The organism is Kitasatospora sp. NPDC029367 (genome assembly GCF_055569135.1).
On record NZ_JBVHYH010000056.1, the window covers coordinates 27408 to 44681 of the forward strand.

A 17274-nucleotide genomic window follows, 5' to 3' on the forward strand; every position below is an offset into this window, starting at 1 on the left:
ACCCTCCCCCCCCCCCCCCCCCCCCCCCCCCCCCCCCCCCCCCCTCTCTCCCCCCCCCCCCCCCCCCCCCCCCCCCCCCCCCCCCCCGTCCCGACAGCGCGGCGCCCGCCGCGCCGACCAGGTACCAGAACAGGTCCGGCGGGTTGAAGGTCGACCCGAGCACCAGGTGCACCAGCGCGCTGTGCCGCCCCCAGGCGTCCGGCAGGCCGGTGGCCTGGAACAGCTCCACCGCCCAGCTCACCGCGGCCGCCACCAGGGCGGCCCGCAGCGGCCGCACCCGGGGCACGACCAGCACCACCAGGGCGTACACCAGCACGGTGTAGAGCGCGTCGCCCGCGCACTTGGCCACTTCGCCGGTCAGCACGGCGCGCACGCCCAGGCCCGCCGCCACCGTCACCAGCGCCGCCGCGGCGGCGGGAAGTCGTACCGTCAGGCCGTTCCGAAGCTCAGTCACCCGCCCCACGGTAGGCCCCGGCCCACCCGCGCGGCACGGCGGGCCCCAGCTGGCCCAGCGGCCCCGGGAACCACCGCGCCATCCCGGACGTCCTCCCCCTGGTGAGCCATCCGTGCAGGTCACGGGCGGGAGTTCGAGCAAGGCGGGCGGGGCGGGGACAGTGACGGAGAACAGAGGCAGCACGGCACGGCGGCAGTTCGGCGTCCCCGGATTCGCGACCGGCCCGGACGGCCGGGCGCAGCGGGCCCGCGAGCAGGGCAAGGCCCTGCGCGAGCGCGTCCCCCGGGAGCGGCACGCGGAGTTCGCGCCCGCGCCCGACCGGCCCACCGCCGTGGCGGCGATCGAGGCCTCCAACGCCGGCCGGATCCCCGGGCTGGTGCCGATCCGGGTCGGCCGGATGGCCGCCACGCCCTTCGCCTTCCTGCGCGGGTCGGCCGGGCTGATGGCCGCCGACCTCGCGGGCACTCCGGTGACCGGCGTCACCGCGCAGCTGTGCGGGGACGCCCACGCGGCCAACTTCGGCCTGTACGGCGACGCGCGCGGCCAACTCGTGATGGACATCAACGACTTCGACGAGACCGTGCCCGGCCCCTGGGAGTGGGACCTCAAGCGGCTGGCCACCAGCCTGGTGCTGGCCGGGCGGGAGACCGGGGCGAGCGAGACCACCGCCCGGGCCGCCGCCGCACACGCGGCCGCCTCCTACCGGCGCACCATGCGCACGCTCGCCAAGCTGCCCGCCCTGGACGCCTGGAACGCCGTGGCGGACGAGCAGTTGGTGTCCTTCACCGAGGCGCACGACCTCACCGAGGTGCTGACCAGGGTCGGCGCGAAGGCCCTCGGCAACACCAGCGCCCGGTTCGCCGCCCGCAGCACCATCCGTACCGCGGACGGCGGTTGGCGCTTCACGGCCGCTCCGCCGGTGCTCACCGAGGTCACCGACGCGACCGCCCGGGCGGTGGCCGGGGCGCTCGGACCGTACGTGGCGACGGTGCCCGCCGAGGTGCGCACCCTGCTGTCCCGCTACCGGGTGCAGGACGTGGCGTTCCGGGTGGTCGGCACCGGCAGCGTCGGCACCCGCTCGTACGTCGTGCTGCTCACCGACCACCGGGACCAGCCGCTGGTGCTCCAGGTGAAGGAGGCCCGGCCGTCCGTCCTGCTGCCGTACCTGGACGGCGGCCGGGGGCAGCGGCCGGAGGAGCACGAGGGGCGGCGCGTGGTGCTCGGCCAGAAGCACATGCAGGTGGTCAGCGACACCCTGCTCGGGTGGACCACCGTGGACGGACTCCCCTACCAGGTGCGGCAGTTCCGCAACCGCAAGGGCAGCGTCGACCCGGCCGCGCTGCTGCCGGGCCAGCTGGACGACTACGCCCGGATCACCGGCGCGCTGCTCGCCCGGGCGCACGCCCACACCGCCGACCCGGGGCTGCTCGCCGGGTACTGCGGCAAGAACGAGGCGCTGGACGAGGCGGTCGCGGCCTTCGCCGTCACCTACGCGGACCGCACCGAGGCCGACCACGCCGAGCTGCTGGCGGCGGTGCGCAGCGGGCGGCTGCCCGCCGAGCAGGGGGTCTGAGGGGGCGGTCGTACCGGGCACCGGCGGCCGAGGACGTCGACCGGCGGGTCCGGGCGGGACTGCCGGCGGATCCCGGCGGGACGGCCGGCGGGTCCGGGCAGGACGGCCGGGTCGCTCAGGGCGCCAGGAACGGGGCCACGGCGGCGACGTACTCGGCGGGCCGGGTGCGGTGCACCAGGTGCCCGGCCTCGATGGTGACCAGGCGGCAGTCCGGGACGAGCCGGGCGAGTTCGGCGACCCGTTCCTGCGGGATGTGGCTGGTGGCACCGCCGGCGACAACCAGGGTGCGGGCGGTGATCCGGGCCAGCCCCTCCCGCCAGGCCGGGTCGGGGGTGTCGAGCTGCGCCTTGACGGCCCGGACCATCGCCCAGTCGAAGTGCGCCGGTTCGTCCGCGCCCTCGGGCGGCACGCTCGACGGGCGCGGGTACAGGGCGGCGATGTCCTCCAGGACGAGCCGGTCGACCCGCTCGGGTGCGGCCTGGGCGAGCAGGTAGGCGACCACGCCGCCCATCGAGTGGCCGACCAGGTCGACCCGGGCCAGGCCGAGCGCGTCGAGGAAGGCGAGCACGTCCTCGCGCATCTCGGCCAGGCCGTAGCGGGCGGTGCGGCCGCTGTCGCCGTGGCCGCGCAGGTCGAGCGCGTACACGTGGTGGTCGGGAGCGAGCTCGGGCAGCACCGGCTCCCAGTCGGCGGCGCGCTCGCCGAGGGCGTGCAGCAGCACCAGCGGCGGGCCGTCGGGGCGTCCGCTCTCCCGGTAGGCGAGCGTGACGCCGGGCAGTTCCACCGTTCGTACTGTCGTCATGGCGACACCGTACGCGCCGACCGGCTGCTACCGGACGGCCGTTCGCCCTCGGCGCACCGGGGCGGTGCCGTCGGGGGTGCGTTCCGGCCCGGCCGCCCGGCCGGCGAACACCGAGGCCAGCACGGCGAGTCCGGCCACCGCCGCGCAGACCAGGCTCGCCGCCAGGTAGGCGGAGCGGTGGCCGCCGCCCCCGGCCGTCTCGCGCAGGTAGACCCCGGACAGCGCGGAGACCGCGACGGCCGCCGCGATCCGCTGCGCCATCTGCAGGATCGCCCCGCTGACCCCGGCCGCCTCGGCGGGCGCGTGGCGCAGCACGTAGGCCTGGTTGGTGGAGCCCATCAGGCCGACCGAGGCGCCGCTGAGCAGTTGGAGCAAGGCGAGCAGCCAGGGCAGCACGGCGGCCGGGGCCCAGTGCGCGACGGCGCCGCTGAGCAGCATGGCGAGCGCGGAGCCGGTCATCCCGAGGGTGACGGTGCGCCGGCCGAGCCGCTGCACCACCCGCCAGGCGAGCGCGGAGGCCGCCGCCATGGCCAGCGCGGAGGGCAGCGAGACCAGGGCGGCGCCCATCGGGGACAGCCCCAGGCCGTCCTGGAGGAACATGGTGAGGACGAGCGAGGCGGCCAGCGAGGAGCCGAACTGGGCCATCGCGGTGGCCGTGCCGAGCGCGTACGGCGCGGAGCGGCTGAGGGCGGGGTGGATCAGCGGGTGCCCGCCGGTCCGGGCGTAGCGGCGCTGCCATCCGACCAGTGCGCCGAGCAGGGCCAGGGCGCCGGCTCCGAAGGCCAGCCAGCCGGCCCAGCCGGGCGGTTGGACGAAGGGCAGCATCAGGGCGAGGGTGAGCGCGCCGACCAGCAGCAGGCCGAGCAGGTCGAGGTCGGCGTGCCGGGTGGCCGGGCGGGGCGCGGGCAGGTGTCGCACGGCCAGCAGCAGGGTCGCCAGGCCGAACGGGAGGTTGAGCAGGAAGGTCAGCCGCCAGCCGAGTTCGGGGCCGGCCGCCGCCAGGACGAGGCCGCCGACCGGCGGGCCGAGGGCGAAGGCGAGGCTGCCGGTGACGGCGTACATCCCGAGGGCGCGGGCGCGCAGCTGGCCGTCGAAGACGTCCTGGAGGGTGCCGATCATCTGGGAGTTGACCAGTCCGGCGCCGACGCCCTGGAGCAGCCGGGCGGCGATCAGCACCTCCGGGGCGGTGGCGGTCGCGGAGACCAGGCTGACCGCGGTGAACAGGGCCAGGCCGGTGACGAAGAACCACTTGCGGCCCTTGACGTCGCCGAGGCGGCCGCCGGGGATCAGGGCGAGGCCGAAGGCGAGGGAGTACCCGGCGACGATCCACTGGAGGTGGGCGGGCTGGGCGTGCAGGGTCTGGCGCAGGGCGGGGAGGGAGGTGTTCAGGACGGACTGGTCGATCAGGGTGGTGAAGCCGCCCGCGACGCAGACCAGCAGGACGCGGCGCCCGGCGGCGTCGAAGCGTTGCCTGCCCGCCCGCTCCGGTATCGGGCCGGTGGCGGTGCTCATGACTCGACCACCACCAGGGCGTAGCGGGCCTCGCCCGGGCCGAGGCTGCGAAAGCGCATGCTGCCGGAGCCGTAGCGCAGGCAGTCCCCGGGGCCGAGGAGTTCGGCCTCGCCGTCCAGGGTGAGTTCCAACTGCCCCTCGAACAGCCAGAGGTGGTGTTCCAGCCCGGGCAGGCAGGGGCGGTCGTAGGCGATGTCGGCGCCGGCCGGGAGCCGGCCCTCGATGATCTCGGCGTGCAGCGAGCCGTGCGGCGGGGAGACCGAGCGACGGACGAAGCCGGTGGCCTCGTCGCGCCAGAGCTGCTGGTCGCCGGCCCGGACCAGCCGGGCGGGGCCGGACTCCACCTCGGCGAGCAGCCGGGACATGGTCCGCCCGTACACGGTGCACAGTCGCCCGAGCAGGGCGGCGGTCGGGCTGACCTCGGCGCGTTCCACCCGGGAGAGGGTGGACCGGCTGACGTCGGCCAGTTGCGCCAACTCCTCCAGCGTCCAGCCGCGTTCGACCCGCAACTCGGCGAGCCGTTGTGCCAGCCGCTCGTCGGCGGCGGTGTCGATTCCCATATCCGTGATGCTATCCCGGATCTGGGATCACCTTCCCGGGAGTTCTCCGGAGACTGTGAAGGTCTGACGGCGGCTCGGTCTCGGGGCGGCGTCGGTTCGGCCGCCCGTCGGCCGTCACCGAGCCGGTGATCATATGATGTTCGGCGACAAAGGGGCCGGTCAGCGGCCCGAGGGGCCGTGCCGCGGCCCACCGGCGAGGGGGACCAACGATCGTGTTCGGCATCATCAGACCGTGCGGCCACCGGCTGTCGGAACGCCTCCGCACCTCCTGGATGGCGCACCTGTGCGGGCTCTGCCTCGCCCTGCGGGACGACCACGGGCAGCTCGCCCGGACCGCCACCAACTACGACGGCCTGATCATCTCCGTCCTGGTCGAGGCCCAGGCCGCCCCGACCGACACCAACTGGCGCCGCACGGCCGGGCCCTGCCCGCTGCGCGGCATGCGCACGGCCTCCGTCGCCAAGGGCGAGGGCGCCCGGCTGGCGGCCGCCGTCTCGCTCGCGCTCGCCTCGGTGAAGATCCGCGACCACGTCGAGGACCGGGACGGCGTGTTCGCCCGCCGCCCGGTGGCCGCCGGGGCCCGCGCGGTGACCAGGCGCTGGGACCGGCAGAGCGCGGGCAGCGCCTCCGCGGTCGGCTTCGACACCGCCGTGCTGCTCGACGCCGCCTCCCGGCAGGGCGAGTTGGAGCGCTCGCTGCGGCCCGGCGGCTCCGTGCTGCTGGTCACCGAGCCCACCGAGACCGCCACCTCGGCCGCCTTCGCGCACACCGCCGTGATCGCCGGGCGGCCCGGCAACGCCGCCCCGCTCGCCGAGGCCGGGCGGCTGTTCGGCCGGCTCGCCCACCTGCTGGACGCCGCCGAGGACCAGGCGGCCGACGCCGCCTCGGGCGCCTGGAACCCGCTGACCGCCACCGGCACCGACCGGGCCGAGGCCGAACGGCTCTGCCGGGACGCCGTGCACGGCATCCGGCTCGCGCTCCGGGAGGTCGAGCTCACCGACCGGGCCCTGGTGCACGTGCTGCTCGCCCACGAGACGGAGACCGCGGTGGACCGGGTCTTCGGCCGGGCCGGGCACGCGGCGAGCTGTCGGCGCGGTCCGGCCGGGGCCGAGCACGCCGCCGCCGACACCCCGCAGGACTCGCCGCCGCGGCAGGTGCCGCCCGGCCAGGCCCCGGACCAGGCGCCCCTCCCCCCGTGGGTGCCGCAGGGCCCGGGCTTCGGCCCGCCGCTCGGCGGGAAGCCGCCGCACCCGCGCAACCTGCTCGCCGGGTGCGCGGTGTGGGCGCTGATGGCCTGCTCCTGCCAGCTGCTCTGCTGCGAGCACGACGACCCGTTCAGCCGGGAGCGCCGCAAGGGCTTCTGCGAGCGGCACGACTGCTGCAACGCCTGCGACTGCTGCGACCCCAGCTGCTGCGAGTGCGGCAAGTGCGGGTGCGACTGCTGCGATTCCTGCGGCTGCGACGGCTGCGACTGCGGGTGCGACTGCTGACGGACGATCAGTTCCGCTCCGGCTCCGGCTCCGGCTCCGGCTGATCCGACGCCACCGGCCCGGGGTGCCCCCGCAGCACCCCGGGCCGGTCCGCGCCCCGGTACTCCTCCCCGCGCCGCCAGAGCGGCAGCACCGCCACCGGGCCGCGCGGCTCGGCGGCCTCAGGTCTCACGCCCCGCCACCTCCCGGTCCGCCGCCAGCGAGCTCTCCAGCCCGGCCAGCAACTGCCGGAACCGCTCGGCGTCCTGCTCGGTCATCCGCCCCTCGGGCGCCGCCCCCGGCCACTCGGCCGTCCTGTCGTCCATGGCCCCGACGCTAGGCGGCGGCGATCAACGGGCGATAAACGAGGGGCGCGTGGGGCAGAAGGGGCGTACCCGCACCGAACTCCACCCCGCCCGACGGCTTGGCGGGGGCAGCGGCCGGTGGTTCAATGCCCATCGTTAGGAAGGTTTCCTAACAAGAATCGCCGGATCCGAGCACGACCTCTTCCCCCCCACCGAGAGGACGACCTCCCCATGAACCGCAGCACCGCCGGCAGGACCACCAGGAACACCGCCCGGGCAGTGAGCACCGGGACGGCACTCGCCGCCTTCCTCCTGTCCACCGCCGCCTGCGGCGCCTGGGCCGTGGGCCCGGCCCAGGCCGCACCGGAGCAGCCCGCCGCCCCGGCGGCCGCGGCCCGACAGGCGGGCACCGCCCCCCGGGTGCCCGCCGGCGGGCTCACCCCCGACCAGCGCCGCCGCGCCGACCAGCTGGTCAGCGTCTTCGAGAACAGCACCACCACCATCCAGTACGGCTACGCGGAGAACATCAACGACGGCCGCGGCGTCACGGCGGGCCGGGCCGGGTTCACCACCAACGACGGCGACGCCCTCAAGGTGGTCCGCGCCTACACCGCGGTCGCCCCCGACAACCCGCTCGCCCGCTTCATCCCCGAACTGGAGCGCCTGGCCGCCGCCGGCAGCGGCGACACCAGCGGCCTGCCCGAGGCCGACTACATCGCCGCCTGGCAGCAGGCCGCCCAGGACCCGGCCTTCCGGCAGGTCCAGGACGACCAGGTCGACCAGCGCTACTTCACCCCGGCCATGGACCAGGCCGACCGGCTCGGCCTGACCACCGCGCTGGCCCGCGCCGAGCTCTACGACGCCTCCATCCAGCACGGCAACGGCAGCGAGTACGACGCCCTGCCCGCGCTGATCGGCCGGACCACGGCCAGGGTCGGCGCACCCTCGGCCGCCGGTGAGCGCGCCTGGCTGGACGCCTTCTTCGACGTCCGGATCGACGACCTGAACAACCCCTCCAACTCCTCCACCGCCGAGGAGTGGCGCAAGTCCGTCGACCGGGTCGAGTGCCTGCGGCGGATCGCCGCCACCGGCAACTACGACCTGGACGGCCCGTTCACCGTCACCGCCTACGGCTCCGGCTACACCATCGACTGAGCCGCCCCCCGACCCGGGGTCCGGGAGTGTGGACCCGGACCCCGGCCCCGAACGGCCGCCGCGTTCAGCTCCGTACGGGTGCCGCCGCGTCCAGCAGCAGAGCGGCGGCCGCGCGGGCCTCCGCGGCGGCGGCCGGGTCCCCGTGCACGGCGGCGACGGTGATCGCACCCTCGGCCAGCAGCGCGAGCTGGGCGGCGGTGGCGGGCGGGGCGCCGGCGGCGTCGACCAGGCCGGCCAGGTACCCGGCGAACTCCGCCTTGTGGTGCCGGGCGGCGGCCGCGACGGCGGGGCTGGTCGCGCCCAGCTCGCCGAAGGAGTTCACGAAGGCGCAGCCGCGGAACCCGGGCTCGGCGAACCACCGGCCGAGCCAGTCGAAGACCGCGAGCACCTGCTCCCGGGGCGTGCCGCCGGCCCGGGCGACGTGGACGGCCAGGCTCGCCCGCCACCGCGCGTCGCGCCGCCGCAGGTACGCCTCGACCAGCTCGTCCTTGGCCGGGAAGTGCTGGTAGACGCGGCGCATGGTCAGCCCGGAGGCGGCCCGGACGGCGTCCATCCCGACCGCCTGGACGCCCCGTCCGTAGAACAGCTCCTCGGCCGCGTCGAGGATCCGGGTCCGCGGGTCGATCTGTTCCAGCGGGTCCATCTGTTCCATCTGCCGTGCCCTTTGCGTGAGAACGATGATTCTCCTAGGGTAGCGACCAAGGTGAGAACGATCGTTCTCACCGGCGGAACGCCCGTTCTCAAGGAGAATCCCGTGACCGAACAGCGCCCTCCCGTACCCCCCTTCACCGAGGAGTCCGCCCACCGCAAGGTCCGCGCCGCCGAGGACGCCTGGAACACCCGCGACCCGCGGCGCGTCGCCCTCGCCTACACGCCCGACAGCCGCTGGCGCAACCGGGCCGAGTTCCTCACCGGCCGCGAGCAGATCGCCGCCTTCCTCACCCGCAAGTGGCAGCGCGAACTCGACTACCGCCTGGTCAAGGAGCTGTGGGCGCACGACGGCGACCGGATCGCCGTCCGCTTCGCCTACGAGTGGCACGACGACGCCGGGCAGTGGTACCGCTCGTACGGGAACGAGAACTGGGAGTTCGACGCGAACGGCCTGATGGCCCGTCGGCTCGCCTGCATCAACGACCTGCCGATCGCCCCCGGGGAGCGCCTGCTGCACTGGCCGGCCGGCCCACGCCCGGACAGCCACCCGGGCCTCACCGAGCTCGGCCTCTGAGCGCTCCGGCCGCTGCGGGCGCGGCCGGTTGACGCGGCGTCGGGCGGCCCGGCCCAGTCCCGACGCCGACGGGCCCGCACTGTTCCAGGGTTGTGACGAAGCCCCCACCGGCCGCGGACCTCGGGCTGGGAACCTCCTTGTCGAAAGCCACAGCACCACCGAGGGGGACCAAGAGATGTCCGTGCGCAACAGATTCGGCACCGCCGCCGCCATCGCCCTGATGACCACCGCGGGCGCGGTCCTGCTCTCCGCCTGCGGCCCCGAGAACGGCGACTCCGGATCGACCGCCGCCCCCAGCGCGCCGGTCACGGCGGCGCCGGGCGGCGGATCGCACTCCGGCAGCCCCGCGCCGGGCGGCAAGGAGCCGGGGGGCAAGGAGCCCGGCGGCAAGGAGGTCAACGGCACCTCCGCGGCCAACCACCTGACCATCAGCACGGGCACCCGGACGGTCGCCATGAACGGCACCACCGTCGACTTCGGCACCGTGGTGCGCGACCTCGCGTGGTCCCCCGACGGCAAGAAGGCCGTCTTCGTCGACGGCGACGGCAACCTGCTGACCGCCGCCCCGGACGGCAGCGGCAGGGCGACCCTCGCCAAGGCCCCCAGTGGCGAGACCTGGTCCCACCCGACCTGGCAGCACGCCGACAAGGGGCCGAGCGGCGGCGCGGTGCCCGACGAGACCGACCGCTACAACAACATCGTGTTCACCTCCAGCAAGGGCGGCGTGCTGCGGCTGGAGAAGGTGCCCGCCAAGGGCGGCGCCGTCGAGGAACTCGCCCCGCACAACTCCGAGGCCGGCGACGCGGCCGGCGCCCCGCAGCCGCCGCAGACCGGCAACACCTGGGCCAACGCCGGTGGGCAGCGGGCCGACATCGCGTACGCCAACACCCCGTCCGGCGAGGTGTACATCTACGACGACTACATCCGCCCGGCCACCCGGGACATCGGCAAGGGCTCCCAGCCCGCGCTGTCCCCGGACGGCGGGAACATCGTCTTCGTCCGCTCGGTGAACGGCCACGACCACCTGTTCACCCGCTCCACCGAGCACGACCGGACGACCGAGAAGGACCTCACCCCCTCGGCCACCACGGACTACACCGAGCCCGCGTGGTCCCCCGACGGCAGGACCGTCGCGGCCCGCACCCCGGACGGCGTCAGCACCGTACCGGCCGACGGCTCGGCGGCGCCGGTCCAGGTCTCCACCGTCAAGGGCCTGCCGGTCTACCGGCCCTGATCCGGGGCCGGGCGCGCCAACTCGACACGCAGCTCCGCGAGGTGCTCGTCCGCCGACTCGTGCGGCAGGAACTCGACCAGGTCGAGGAAGCGGAACAGCACCCGCTCCTCGGTGACCGCGTACTCGTAGTCGCCGAACCCGACCACCGCGCCCGTCCCACCGCGCGCCGCGCCACGGACGGCGGCAGCGGTCAGCCCCTCCCCCGCGCCCGCGGCGCTCACCCGCCGACGGGCGTTGGGCCGGGCCAGGTACGGGCACACCATCGACGCATACAGCATGCAGGCGCGGTGACCCGGGCCCTCCATGGTCGGCGCCAGATTGCGGTACGGGCGCCCGGCCCCGAGCGCCTCCGCGATCGCGGCGCTCTCCGCCGGACCGACCACCCGCCAGACCGGACCGCGCGGCATGAGGGCGCCGCACACCGAACAGCGGCGCTCCAGCGCGCAGTCGGCGCTGCGCCCGTGGTCGGTCAGCGCGAACTGCGGCTGCCCGTCCTGCCACGGCGTGATCGCCGGCACCGGGTACCCCCGGGCGTCCCGGGGGCGCTCCCCCACCTGCTCCGGCATCGGCACCTGTTCGAATCGCACGCCCCTATCGATACCAGCCGGGCACCCGCCGCCGCCACCGGCCACCGCCCGCCGGAAACCGGCGACCGCCGGGGCGTTCGCCGGTCCGGGGTGGGTGCCCGTCAGCCGCGCGGGGTCAGTTCCAGATGCCGGTGACGTCCGTGGCACCGGCCGCGTTGCCCGCGTGGCCGCTCGCCCCGGAGAGGTCCTCCAGGGTGCGCAGCACGTTGTAGTGGTTGTAGGTGGTGGAGCTGCTGCTGCCCGGCGTCACATGGGCGCCGTAGACCAGGGTCGGGATGCGGTTGCCGGACAGGCTGTTGTCCTCGTCGAAGGTGACGACGAGCAGGCTGTTGTGGCTCTGCGCCCAGGCGGCGTACCCGCCGAGGTTGTTCTTGATCCAGGTGTCGCCGGTGCCGACCGAGCAGTCGTGCATGTCGCTGCACAGGTTCGGGACCACGAACGACACGTTGGGCAGCGTGGTGTAGTCGGTCGGGAACTGGGCGAAGGTCTTGGCGCTGTCGAGCGGGACGTTCCCGAAGCCGAACCAGGGGTTGTGCTTCTGCGCGTACTTGCCGCTGCTGCACACCGTGCTGCCCTGGCTGGGCAGGGTCTCGTTGTAGCTCGCCCAGGTCTTCCCGGCGGCGAGCACCTCGGAGGCCAGGTTCGGGGCCTGGAAGCCGCCGACCGTCACGCAGCTGTCGTCGACCCGGCCCTGGGTGGAGCCGGAGAACAGCGCGTAGTAGTTCGGCTCGCTGGGGTGGGTGATGGCGTAGGACTGGGTGAGGTTGGCGCCGCCCGCCTTGAGGGTGTTGTTGAGGTAGGGGGCGCTGCTGCTGCCGATGACCTGGCTGTAGGCGTGGTTCTCCATCACCACGACCACGATGTGGTCGGGCGTGGGCAGCCCGGCGGCCTGCGCGGTGCTGGCGGTGGCGGCCCACAGCCCGGCCGAGGCGGCGACCAGGGCGACGGCCGAGCCGATCGCGGTCGCGGTGCGGCGGGAGCGGGAGCGCGGACGGGGGGCGTCGTTCAGGGGCTTCGCGGACGAAGTCATGACGTTTCCTCGGGTGGAGGGCGGCCCCGGCTGGGCCGCCCGGACGGGAGGTGACTGAGCTACCCGGAGTGCGACCGGACCGGCCTACCGGACCGATCCGCCGGACCGGCCTAGTACGGCGTGCCGTTGGCGAAGTCGGTGGCGAAGGTCGACTCGATCGTGGTGAGCACCCCGGAGTCGGAGACGATCAGGCCCAGCTCGCGGTTGTTGTTCAGCGAGTTGTCGGAGAAGTTCTCCGAGCCGGCGAACACCTTGGCGGTGGGCATGCCGTAGTCGGCGACGATGGCCTTGGCGTGGATGTACAGGCCGGTGGTGGAGGAGTAGGTGACCACCTTGGCGCCGGCCGTGGTGACCTCGTCGAAGGAGGAGCCGTAGGTGTCCGGGTTCATCCCGACGACGCGGACGGTGACACCGCGGTCGGCGGCGGCGGTGATGGCGTCGACCAGGGCCGGGTCGCCGAACTCCAGCTCCTCGACGTCCAGCGAGGTCCGGGCGCCGTTGATCAGCGCCAGCAGGCGGTCCTGCGAGTCGGTGGGCGACCAGACCAGGTTGTCGCCGTCCGAGGGGGTGATCGAGGTCTTGGCGTAGTCGGCGGCGAAGACCTGCTCGATCGCGGCGACGTCGTTGGCGTCGGTGTCGACGACCCCGTAGTCGCGGCTGCTGGAGTAGTAGGTGGCGTCCAGGTTCCCGGTCAGGATCAGCGACTTGGCGCCGTCCACGGTGACGGTCTTCTGGTGGGTGTAGACGAACGCCGAGGAGGAGTACGTCACGCCGACGCCGGCGGCCTTGAGCGCGGAGTAGGCGGCGCCGTTGACCGAGCTGTGCTTGCCGTCCAGGATCACCCGGACCCGAACCCCGGCGCGCTGACGGGCGATCAGGGCGTTCACGGCCGTGGTGTCGCGCAGCTCGTACATCGTCACGTCGACGGACCTGGTGGCCGAGTTGATCAGGCTGTAGACCGCGCTGTGGTCCTGGTCCGGGAAGACGATCGTCGAGTAGCCGGCGGTGACGGCGGCGTCGGCGTGGGCGGCGCCGGAGGCGGATATCAGGCCGGCGCCGACGAGCAGCAGGGCGCCGGCGCGGCGCGCGAGGGTGGCCAGGGGCATGGGGACTCCATGGTCGGTGAGGGGGAGGTCGGCGCGTGGCGGCACCGGGAGGCGGACGCGTCAGGTGGCGTGAGCCACATGGACGACGTGGACACGCCGAACGGAACGGCCCGAACAGCATGCGGTCGCAGTGGTCAACGCGGGTAGATGACGGGAGGTAAAACCTTGCCCCCGAGCCGGAGAACGGATCGTGCCCCGGCAAAACGGCCCGACAACGGACGAAGCGGGCACGAAGGTTCACATTGCCACCGACCGCCCGAACCGGTGATAGTGATCACCGACCCGACGCGACCCGACACCGCGTCAGCGCACGAGAGAGCCGAGGAACATGGCGAAGACCCGTCTGCTGCGTCCGCTCGCGGTGGCCGCCGCCGCTGCCGTCCTGGCGGCCACCGGAGCCGTACCCGCCCTGGCCGCCGGCCAGGACGGCCCGGCCCTGCCCACCCCCGACACCGCGGGGGTGCAGAGCGCGCTTCGAGCCACCATCGCCGCCGGCGCCCCCGGCGCCTTCGCGGTCATCCGCGACCACGGCGAGGACGAGCTGACCCGCTCCCTGACCGCCGGCAAGGCCGACCTGGACGGGACCCCGATGAACTCCGCGTGGAGGTTCCGGGTCGGCAGCAACAGCAAGATGTTCACCGCCGTTCTCGTGATGCAGCTGGCACAGGAAGGCCGGATCGACCTCGACAGGCCGCTGCGCGACTACCTGCCGGCCGGCACCCTCCCGGACGGCTGGACGATGACCGGCCGCCAGGTGATGGAGCACCGGGCCGGCGTCTACGACCACACCAACGACCTGCTGGAGCAGGCCGGCGAGGAGACCACCAGCGCGTTCGAGGCCCGCATCCGCAGCACGGTGTACGCCCCGGCCGACCTGGTCGCGATGTCCGTCAAGCACGGGCAGCAGTACCCGCCGGGCAGCCGCTACTCCTACTCCAACACCGACTTCGTGCTGCTGGGCCTGGCCGTCGAGCACCTCACCGGCCGGCCCTACGCCGACGTGCTGCGCGAGCGGATCATCGAGCCGCTCGGCCTCGGCCAGACCTCCTTCGTCGTCCCCGACCAGCGGATCGACGGCCCCCACGTCACCGGCTACCTCACCAACGACGACCGCACCAAGCCGCTGCTGGACTCCACCGAGCAGAACGGTTCCTGGGTGTGGGCCGCCGGAGCCGTCATCTCCACCGCCGAGGACCTCGACCGCTTCCTCACCGCGCTGATGGCCGGCGGCGACGGCGGGCTGGTCTCGGACGACTCCCTCCGCCAGATGGAGGCCGCGCTGCCCACCCCCACCGCCAAGATCTCCTACGGGCTGGGGCTCCGCCGCATCTCGCTGACCTGCGGCGACGTGTACGGGCACGGCGGCATCGTCCAGGGCTTCCAGACCCAGTCCTTCACCACCCCGGACGGGCAGCGCTCGGTGGTGGTCTTCGCCAACGCTTCCAACAACGGCTCGGTCACCCAGGGCCTGATGAACGCGTTGGAGCCGGCCTTCTGCGGGAAGAAGCCGGCGACGGCGAAGGTCGCGCCGCGCACCGGCAACGCCCCGGCCCAGCAGAACCAGCGGACCGTCCAGCACGACCAGGGTCTGCCGGTGGTGGAGGACACCCGGATCTGACCCAGGATCTGACCCCGATCTGACCGCGGGTCTGGCCCAGGACCGGCCGCCCGGGGCGGACCGTCGCTACGGCGCGACGGCCCGGCCCGGGCGGCCGTCCGCGCTCAGGTCGGTGAGCGCCTCGGTGAGGATCTCGCGGGCCTCGTCCGCCCGCCCCTGCTCGATCAACGCGGTGCCCAGCTCGGTCAGCGCCTTGGTCATGCTGTCCGGGCGCCCGACCGCCTCGTAGTGCACCAGGGCCTGCCGGTAGGCCTTCTCGGCGGCCGGCCAGCGCTTCAACGCGGCCCGGTCCTGGCCGAGTTCGTGCGCCGTCATGGCGGCCAGCAGGTGCATCAGCGGCGAGGACCAGCGCTCCACCAGCTCCAGCGCACCGGCCAGCGCGCGGCGCCGGACGTCCACCGCCTCCTCGGCCCGGCCCAGCTCGCGCAGACAGGTCGCCGCGCCGCGCAGGGTGACCAGCCGTCCGATCATGGCGGCCCGGTTGTCGACCTCGGCGAAGGCGTCCGCCGCCCGCTGGTAGCTCTCGCTCGCCTCCCGGTGGCGCTGCAGGTGCCGCAGCCCGGAGCCGAGGTAGGTGAGCGCCCAGCCCTGCTGCTCGTGGTCGCCCAGCGCACGGGCCAACTCCAGCCCCTCACCGGCGAGTTCGATGCCGCGCTGGTAGCGGTGCAGGCAGGTGGTGTACGTCCAGGCCAGGTAGTTCACGTGCACCGCCTCGGCCCGCCGGTCGCCGCAGGCCCGGGCGGCGTCCACCGACAGCTGGAACACCTCGCCCCAGAGGTCCCAGCTCAGCAGCCGGTCGGAGAACCAGTGCATGGCCTCGGCGGTGTCGATCACCTCCCGGTGGCGGCCCTCCCGCTGGGCCCGGTACAGCGCGGCCAGCCACTCCGGGTGCTCCTCCTCCAGCCAGCGGGCCGACTCGGTGAGCAGCAGCGCCGGATCGTCGGCGGAGGCGGCCCCGGAGCCGGACGCGGAGCCGGAGCCAGCGGCAGCTGCGGCGCCCGCGGTCGCCGTGTGGTCGGGGTCGAACCGCAGGCCGTGCCCGACCGCCTCGCGCAGCAGCCGGCGCCCGGCCTCGGTACGGGCCTCGGCGACGGCCTCGGCCGACTCGTCGGCGGCCAGCCGCTCGCCCGCGTACAGCCGCACCAGGTCGTGCAGCCGATAGCGCTCCGGGGTGGCGGGCTGCACCAGGCCGGCGTCGACGAGCTGCTCCAGGACCAGCTCGGTGCGCCCGGCCGACAGCCCCGCGTAGTGCGCCAGGACGGCCGCGGTGAAGTCCTGCCCGGCGGTCAGCGCGCAGCGCCGCAGCACCAGCCGGGCTTCGGCGGGCAGCCGGCGGTAGGACAGCTCGAAGGCCGGACGGACCGCCAGGTCCCCGGTCTCCAACAGGTCCAGGCGGCTCTCCTCGGCGGCGAGCTGGCGCGCCAGCTGGGCCACCGGCTGCTGTGGCCGGGCCACCAGCCGCTGCCCGGCGATCCGCAGCGCGAGCGGCAGGTAGCCGCACAGCCGGGCCAGGTCGGCGGCGGCGGCCGGCGCGGCCTCGACCCGTTCCGGCCCGGCGATCCGGGCCAGCAGGGCGGTGGCCTCGACCGGGGAGAGCACGTCGAGCCGCAGCCGGTGCACGGCCTCCAGGCCGGGCAGGGCGTGCCGGCTGGTCACGATGGTGACGGCGGGGCCGGCACCGGGCAGCAGCGGGCGCACCTGGCTCTCGTCGACGGCGTCGTCCAGCACCAGGACGAGCCGGCGGTCGCGCACCAGGGCGCGGAACAGCCCGGCCCGCTCCTCCGTCCCGGCGGGCACCTCTCCGTCCTTGACCCCGAGGGCGCGCAGCACCTGGCCGAGCGCCTCCCGGGCGGGCAGCGGGGTGGCGGCCGTGCCGCCGAGGTCCAGCGAGAGCTGGCCGTCCGGGAAGGCCGGGGCGAGGGCGTGGGCGGCGTGCAGGGCGAAGGCGGTCTTGCCCAGGCCGGGCTGACCGCTGATCAGCACCACCCGGGGGTGGGCGGGCCGCCGGTCCGCGGTGAGTGCGGCGAGGTCGGCGAGGGCCTGTTCGCGGGCGGTGAAGTCGGCCAGGTCGCGCGGCAGGGCGAGGGCGCCGGGCACCGGCGGGTCGGTGCGGGGCTCGGGACCGGGCGGTGCCTGCCCGGGGGCCGTACCCGGTCCGGGCGCCCCGGCGGCGCGCGACGGCCCGGCGGAGGGCCCGGCGGACGGGCCGTCGGTGACCGCCGACAGGCCCTGCGCGGGCACCTGCCGCACGCCCCGGGGCCGGCCGGACTGCGCGGCCCGCTCCAGCGCGGCGGTCTGCGGGCCGTCCAGGCCCAGCGCGGCGGCCAGCGCCTGCACGGTGCGCCGCTGCGGTCCTCGGGTGCGGCCGCGCTCCATGTCCCCGAGGGCGCGCAGGCTGACCCCGGCCGTGGCCGCCAGGTCCTCCTGGGTCAGCCCGGCCGTCACCCGGTGGCCGGCCAGCAGGTGGCCGAACTCCCCGGTTCCGCTCGCAACCGCCATCTCCCCGCCCCGCCCCCTGGTCCGCGCTCGCGCAGTTCCGCCGCAGTTCTGCCGGGCCGCGCGCCGGGCAGTTCGTCTCAGGCAGAAGTATGCCCCGTGGGACGGACCGCGCGTACCCGGCCGCGGCCTGCGGGGATGCCCGGGA

At 75.0% G+C, this 17274-nt stretch carries 17 protein-coding genes; 6 read left to right on the plus strand and 11 right to left on the minus strand.

Annotation, left to right across the window (positions count from 1 at the left end; all coding sequences use genetic code 11):
• Positions 1-454: DUF2809 domain-containing protein (locus ACZ4W5_RS26550; RefSeq protein WP_465657347.1), on the minus strand; the 454-nt coding region annotated here is incomplete at its 3' end.
• A gap of 160 nt (positions 455-614) precedes the next feature.
• Here ACZ4W5_RS26550 and ACZ4W5_RS26555 point away from each other — a divergent pair.
• Positions 615-2027 carry a DUF2252 domain-containing protein gene (locus ACZ4W5_RS26555; protein ID WP_360240586.1) on the plus strand — a complete coding sequence of 471 codons (1413 nt, stop codon included), beginning with the start codon at positions 615-617 and terminating at the stop codon, positions 2025-2027.
• Between the two features lie 115 nt (positions 2028-2142).
• On the opposite strand, the gene ACZ4W5_RS26560 is transcribed toward ACZ4W5_RS26555, so the two are convergent.
• Genes ACZ4W5_RS26560 through ACZ4W5_RS26570 form a run of 3 tightly spaced genes read right to left on the minus strand, consistent with a single transcriptional unit; the run spans position 2143 to position 4901 of the window.
• On the minus strand, positions 2143-2829 hold the full coding sequence (locus ACZ4W5_RS26560; protein ID WP_465657348.1) for an alpha/beta fold hydrolase: 687 nt from the start codon (positions 2827-2829) through the stop codon (positions 2143-2145).
• 27 nt (positions 2830-2856) lie between these two features.
• Positions 2857-4341 carry an MFS transporter gene (locus ACZ4W5_RS26565; protein WP_465657349.1) on the minus strand — a complete coding sequence of 495 codons (1485 nt, stop codon included), beginning with the start codon at positions 4339-4341 and terminating at the stop codon, positions 2857-2859.
• Positions 4338-4901, minus strand: a complete 564-nt coding sequence (locus tag ACZ4W5_RS26570; RefSeq protein ID WP_402480424.1) for a helix-turn-helix domain-containing protein — start codon at positions 4899-4901, stop codon at positions 4338-4340. Before ACZ4W5_RS26570 ends, ACZ4W5_RS26565 begins: the two co-directional genes overlap by 4 nt.
• Before the next feature lie 212 nt (positions 4902-5113).
• Here ACZ4W5_RS26570 and ACZ4W5_RS26575 point away from each other — a divergent pair, with 212 nt between their 5' ends.
• Positions 5114-6391, plus strand: a complete 1278-nt coding sequence (locus ACZ4W5_RS26575; RefSeq protein WP_465657351.1) for a DUF5685 family protein — start codon at positions 5114-5116, stop codon at positions 6389-6391.
• Positions 6392-6398: 7 nt separating this feature from the next.
• Here the strand turns inward: ACZ4W5_RS26575 and ACZ4W5_RS26580 are convergent, their stop codons facing one another.
• Both ACZ4W5_RS26580 and ACZ4W5_RS26585 read right to left on the minus strand, forming a co-directional pair.
• A complete protein-coding gene (locus ACZ4W5_RS26580) occupies positions 6399-6563 on the minus strand; it encodes a hypothetical protein (RefSeq protein WP_465657352.1) in 165 nt (54 codons plus the stop codon).
• Positions 6553-6696 carry a hypothetical protein gene (locus ACZ4W5_RS26585; RefSeq protein ID WP_360240603.1) on the minus strand — a complete coding sequence of 48 codons (144 nt, stop codon included), beginning with the start codon at positions 6694-6696 and terminating at the stop codon, positions 6553-6555. Before ACZ4W5_RS26585 ends, ACZ4W5_RS26580 begins: the two co-directional genes overlap by 11 nt.
• 210 nt (positions 6697-6906) lie before the next feature.
• Here ACZ4W5_RS26585 and ACZ4W5_RS26590 point away from each other — a divergent pair, with 210 nt between their 5' ends.
• Positions 6907-7830, plus strand: coding sequence for a chitosanase (locus tag ACZ4W5_RS26590; protein ID WP_465657354.1), 924 nt, complete (start codon positions 6907-6909; stop codon positions 7828-7830).
• Between the two features lie 64 nt (positions 7831-7894).
• On the opposite strand, the gene ACZ4W5_RS26595 is transcribed toward ACZ4W5_RS26590, so the two are convergent.
• On the minus strand, positions 7895-8482 hold the full coding sequence (locus ACZ4W5_RS26595; protein WP_465657356.1) for a TetR/AcrR family transcriptional regulator: 588 nt from the start codon (positions 8480-8482) through the stop codon (positions 7895-7897).
• 102 nt (positions 8483-8584) lie between these two features.
• Here ACZ4W5_RS26595 and ACZ4W5_RS26600 point away from each other — a divergent pair, with 102 nt between their 5' ends.
• Both ACZ4W5_RS26600 and ACZ4W5_RS26605 read left to right on the plus strand, forming a co-directional pair.
• Positions 8585-9055 carry a nuclear transport factor 2 family protein gene (locus ACZ4W5_RS26600; protein ID WP_465657358.1) on the plus strand — a complete coding sequence of 157 codons (471 nt, stop codon included), beginning with the start codon at positions 8585-8587 and terminating at the stop codon, positions 9053-9055.
• 175 nt (positions 9056-9230) lie between these two features.
• Positions 9231-10289 carry a hypothetical protein gene (locus ACZ4W5_RS26605; protein WP_465657359.1) on the plus strand — a complete coding sequence of 353 codons (1059 nt, stop codon included), beginning with the start codon at positions 9231-9233 and terminating at the stop codon, positions 10287-10289.
• On the opposite strand, the gene ACZ4W5_RS26610 is transcribed toward ACZ4W5_RS26605, so the two are convergent.
• The 3 genes from ACZ4W5_RS26610 to ACZ4W5_RS26620 form a co-directional block, all read right to left on the minus strand.
• Positions 10277-10876 carry a hypothetical protein gene (locus tag ACZ4W5_RS26610; RefSeq protein WP_465657360.1) on the minus strand — a complete coding sequence of 200 codons (600 nt, stop codon included), beginning with the start codon at positions 10874-10876 and terminating at the stop codon, positions 10277-10279. The two genes, ACZ4W5_RS26605 and ACZ4W5_RS26610, sit on opposite strands and share 13 nt — an antisense overlap.
• 115 nt (positions 10877-10991) lie before the next feature.
• Positions 10992-11906, minus strand: a complete 915-nt coding sequence (locus ACZ4W5_RS26615; RefSeq protein WP_465657362.1) for an alkaline phosphatase family protein — start codon at positions 11904-11906, stop codon at positions 10992-10994.
• Between the two features lie 110 nt (positions 11907-12016).
• Positions 12017-13012 carry a phospholipase D-like domain-containing protein gene (locus tag ACZ4W5_RS26620; RefSeq protein ID WP_465657363.1) on the minus strand — a complete coding sequence of 332 codons (996 nt, stop codon included), beginning with the start codon at positions 13010-13012 and terminating at the stop codon, positions 12017-12019.
• A 328-nt stretch (positions 13013-13340) separates the two neighbouring features.
• Here ACZ4W5_RS26620 and ACZ4W5_RS26625 point away from each other — a divergent pair, with 328 nt between their 5' ends.
• The gene (locus tag ACZ4W5_RS26625; protein WP_465657364.1) at positions 13341-14630 is read left to right on the plus strand and encodes a serine hydrolase domain-containing protein; all 1290 of its coding nucleotides are present in this window, start codon (positions 13341-13343) and stop codon (positions 14628-14630) included.
• A 66-nt stretch (positions 14631-14696) separates the two neighbouring features.
• On the opposite strand, the gene ACZ4W5_RS26630 is transcribed toward ACZ4W5_RS26625, so the two are convergent.
• Positions 14697-17129: an ATP-binding protein gene (locus ACZ4W5_RS26630; protein ID WP_465657366.1), complete on the minus strand. Its 2433-nt coding sequence runs from the start codon at positions 17127-17129 to the stop codon at positions 14697-14699.
• Between the last annotated feature and the right edge of the window lie 145 nt (positions 17130-17274).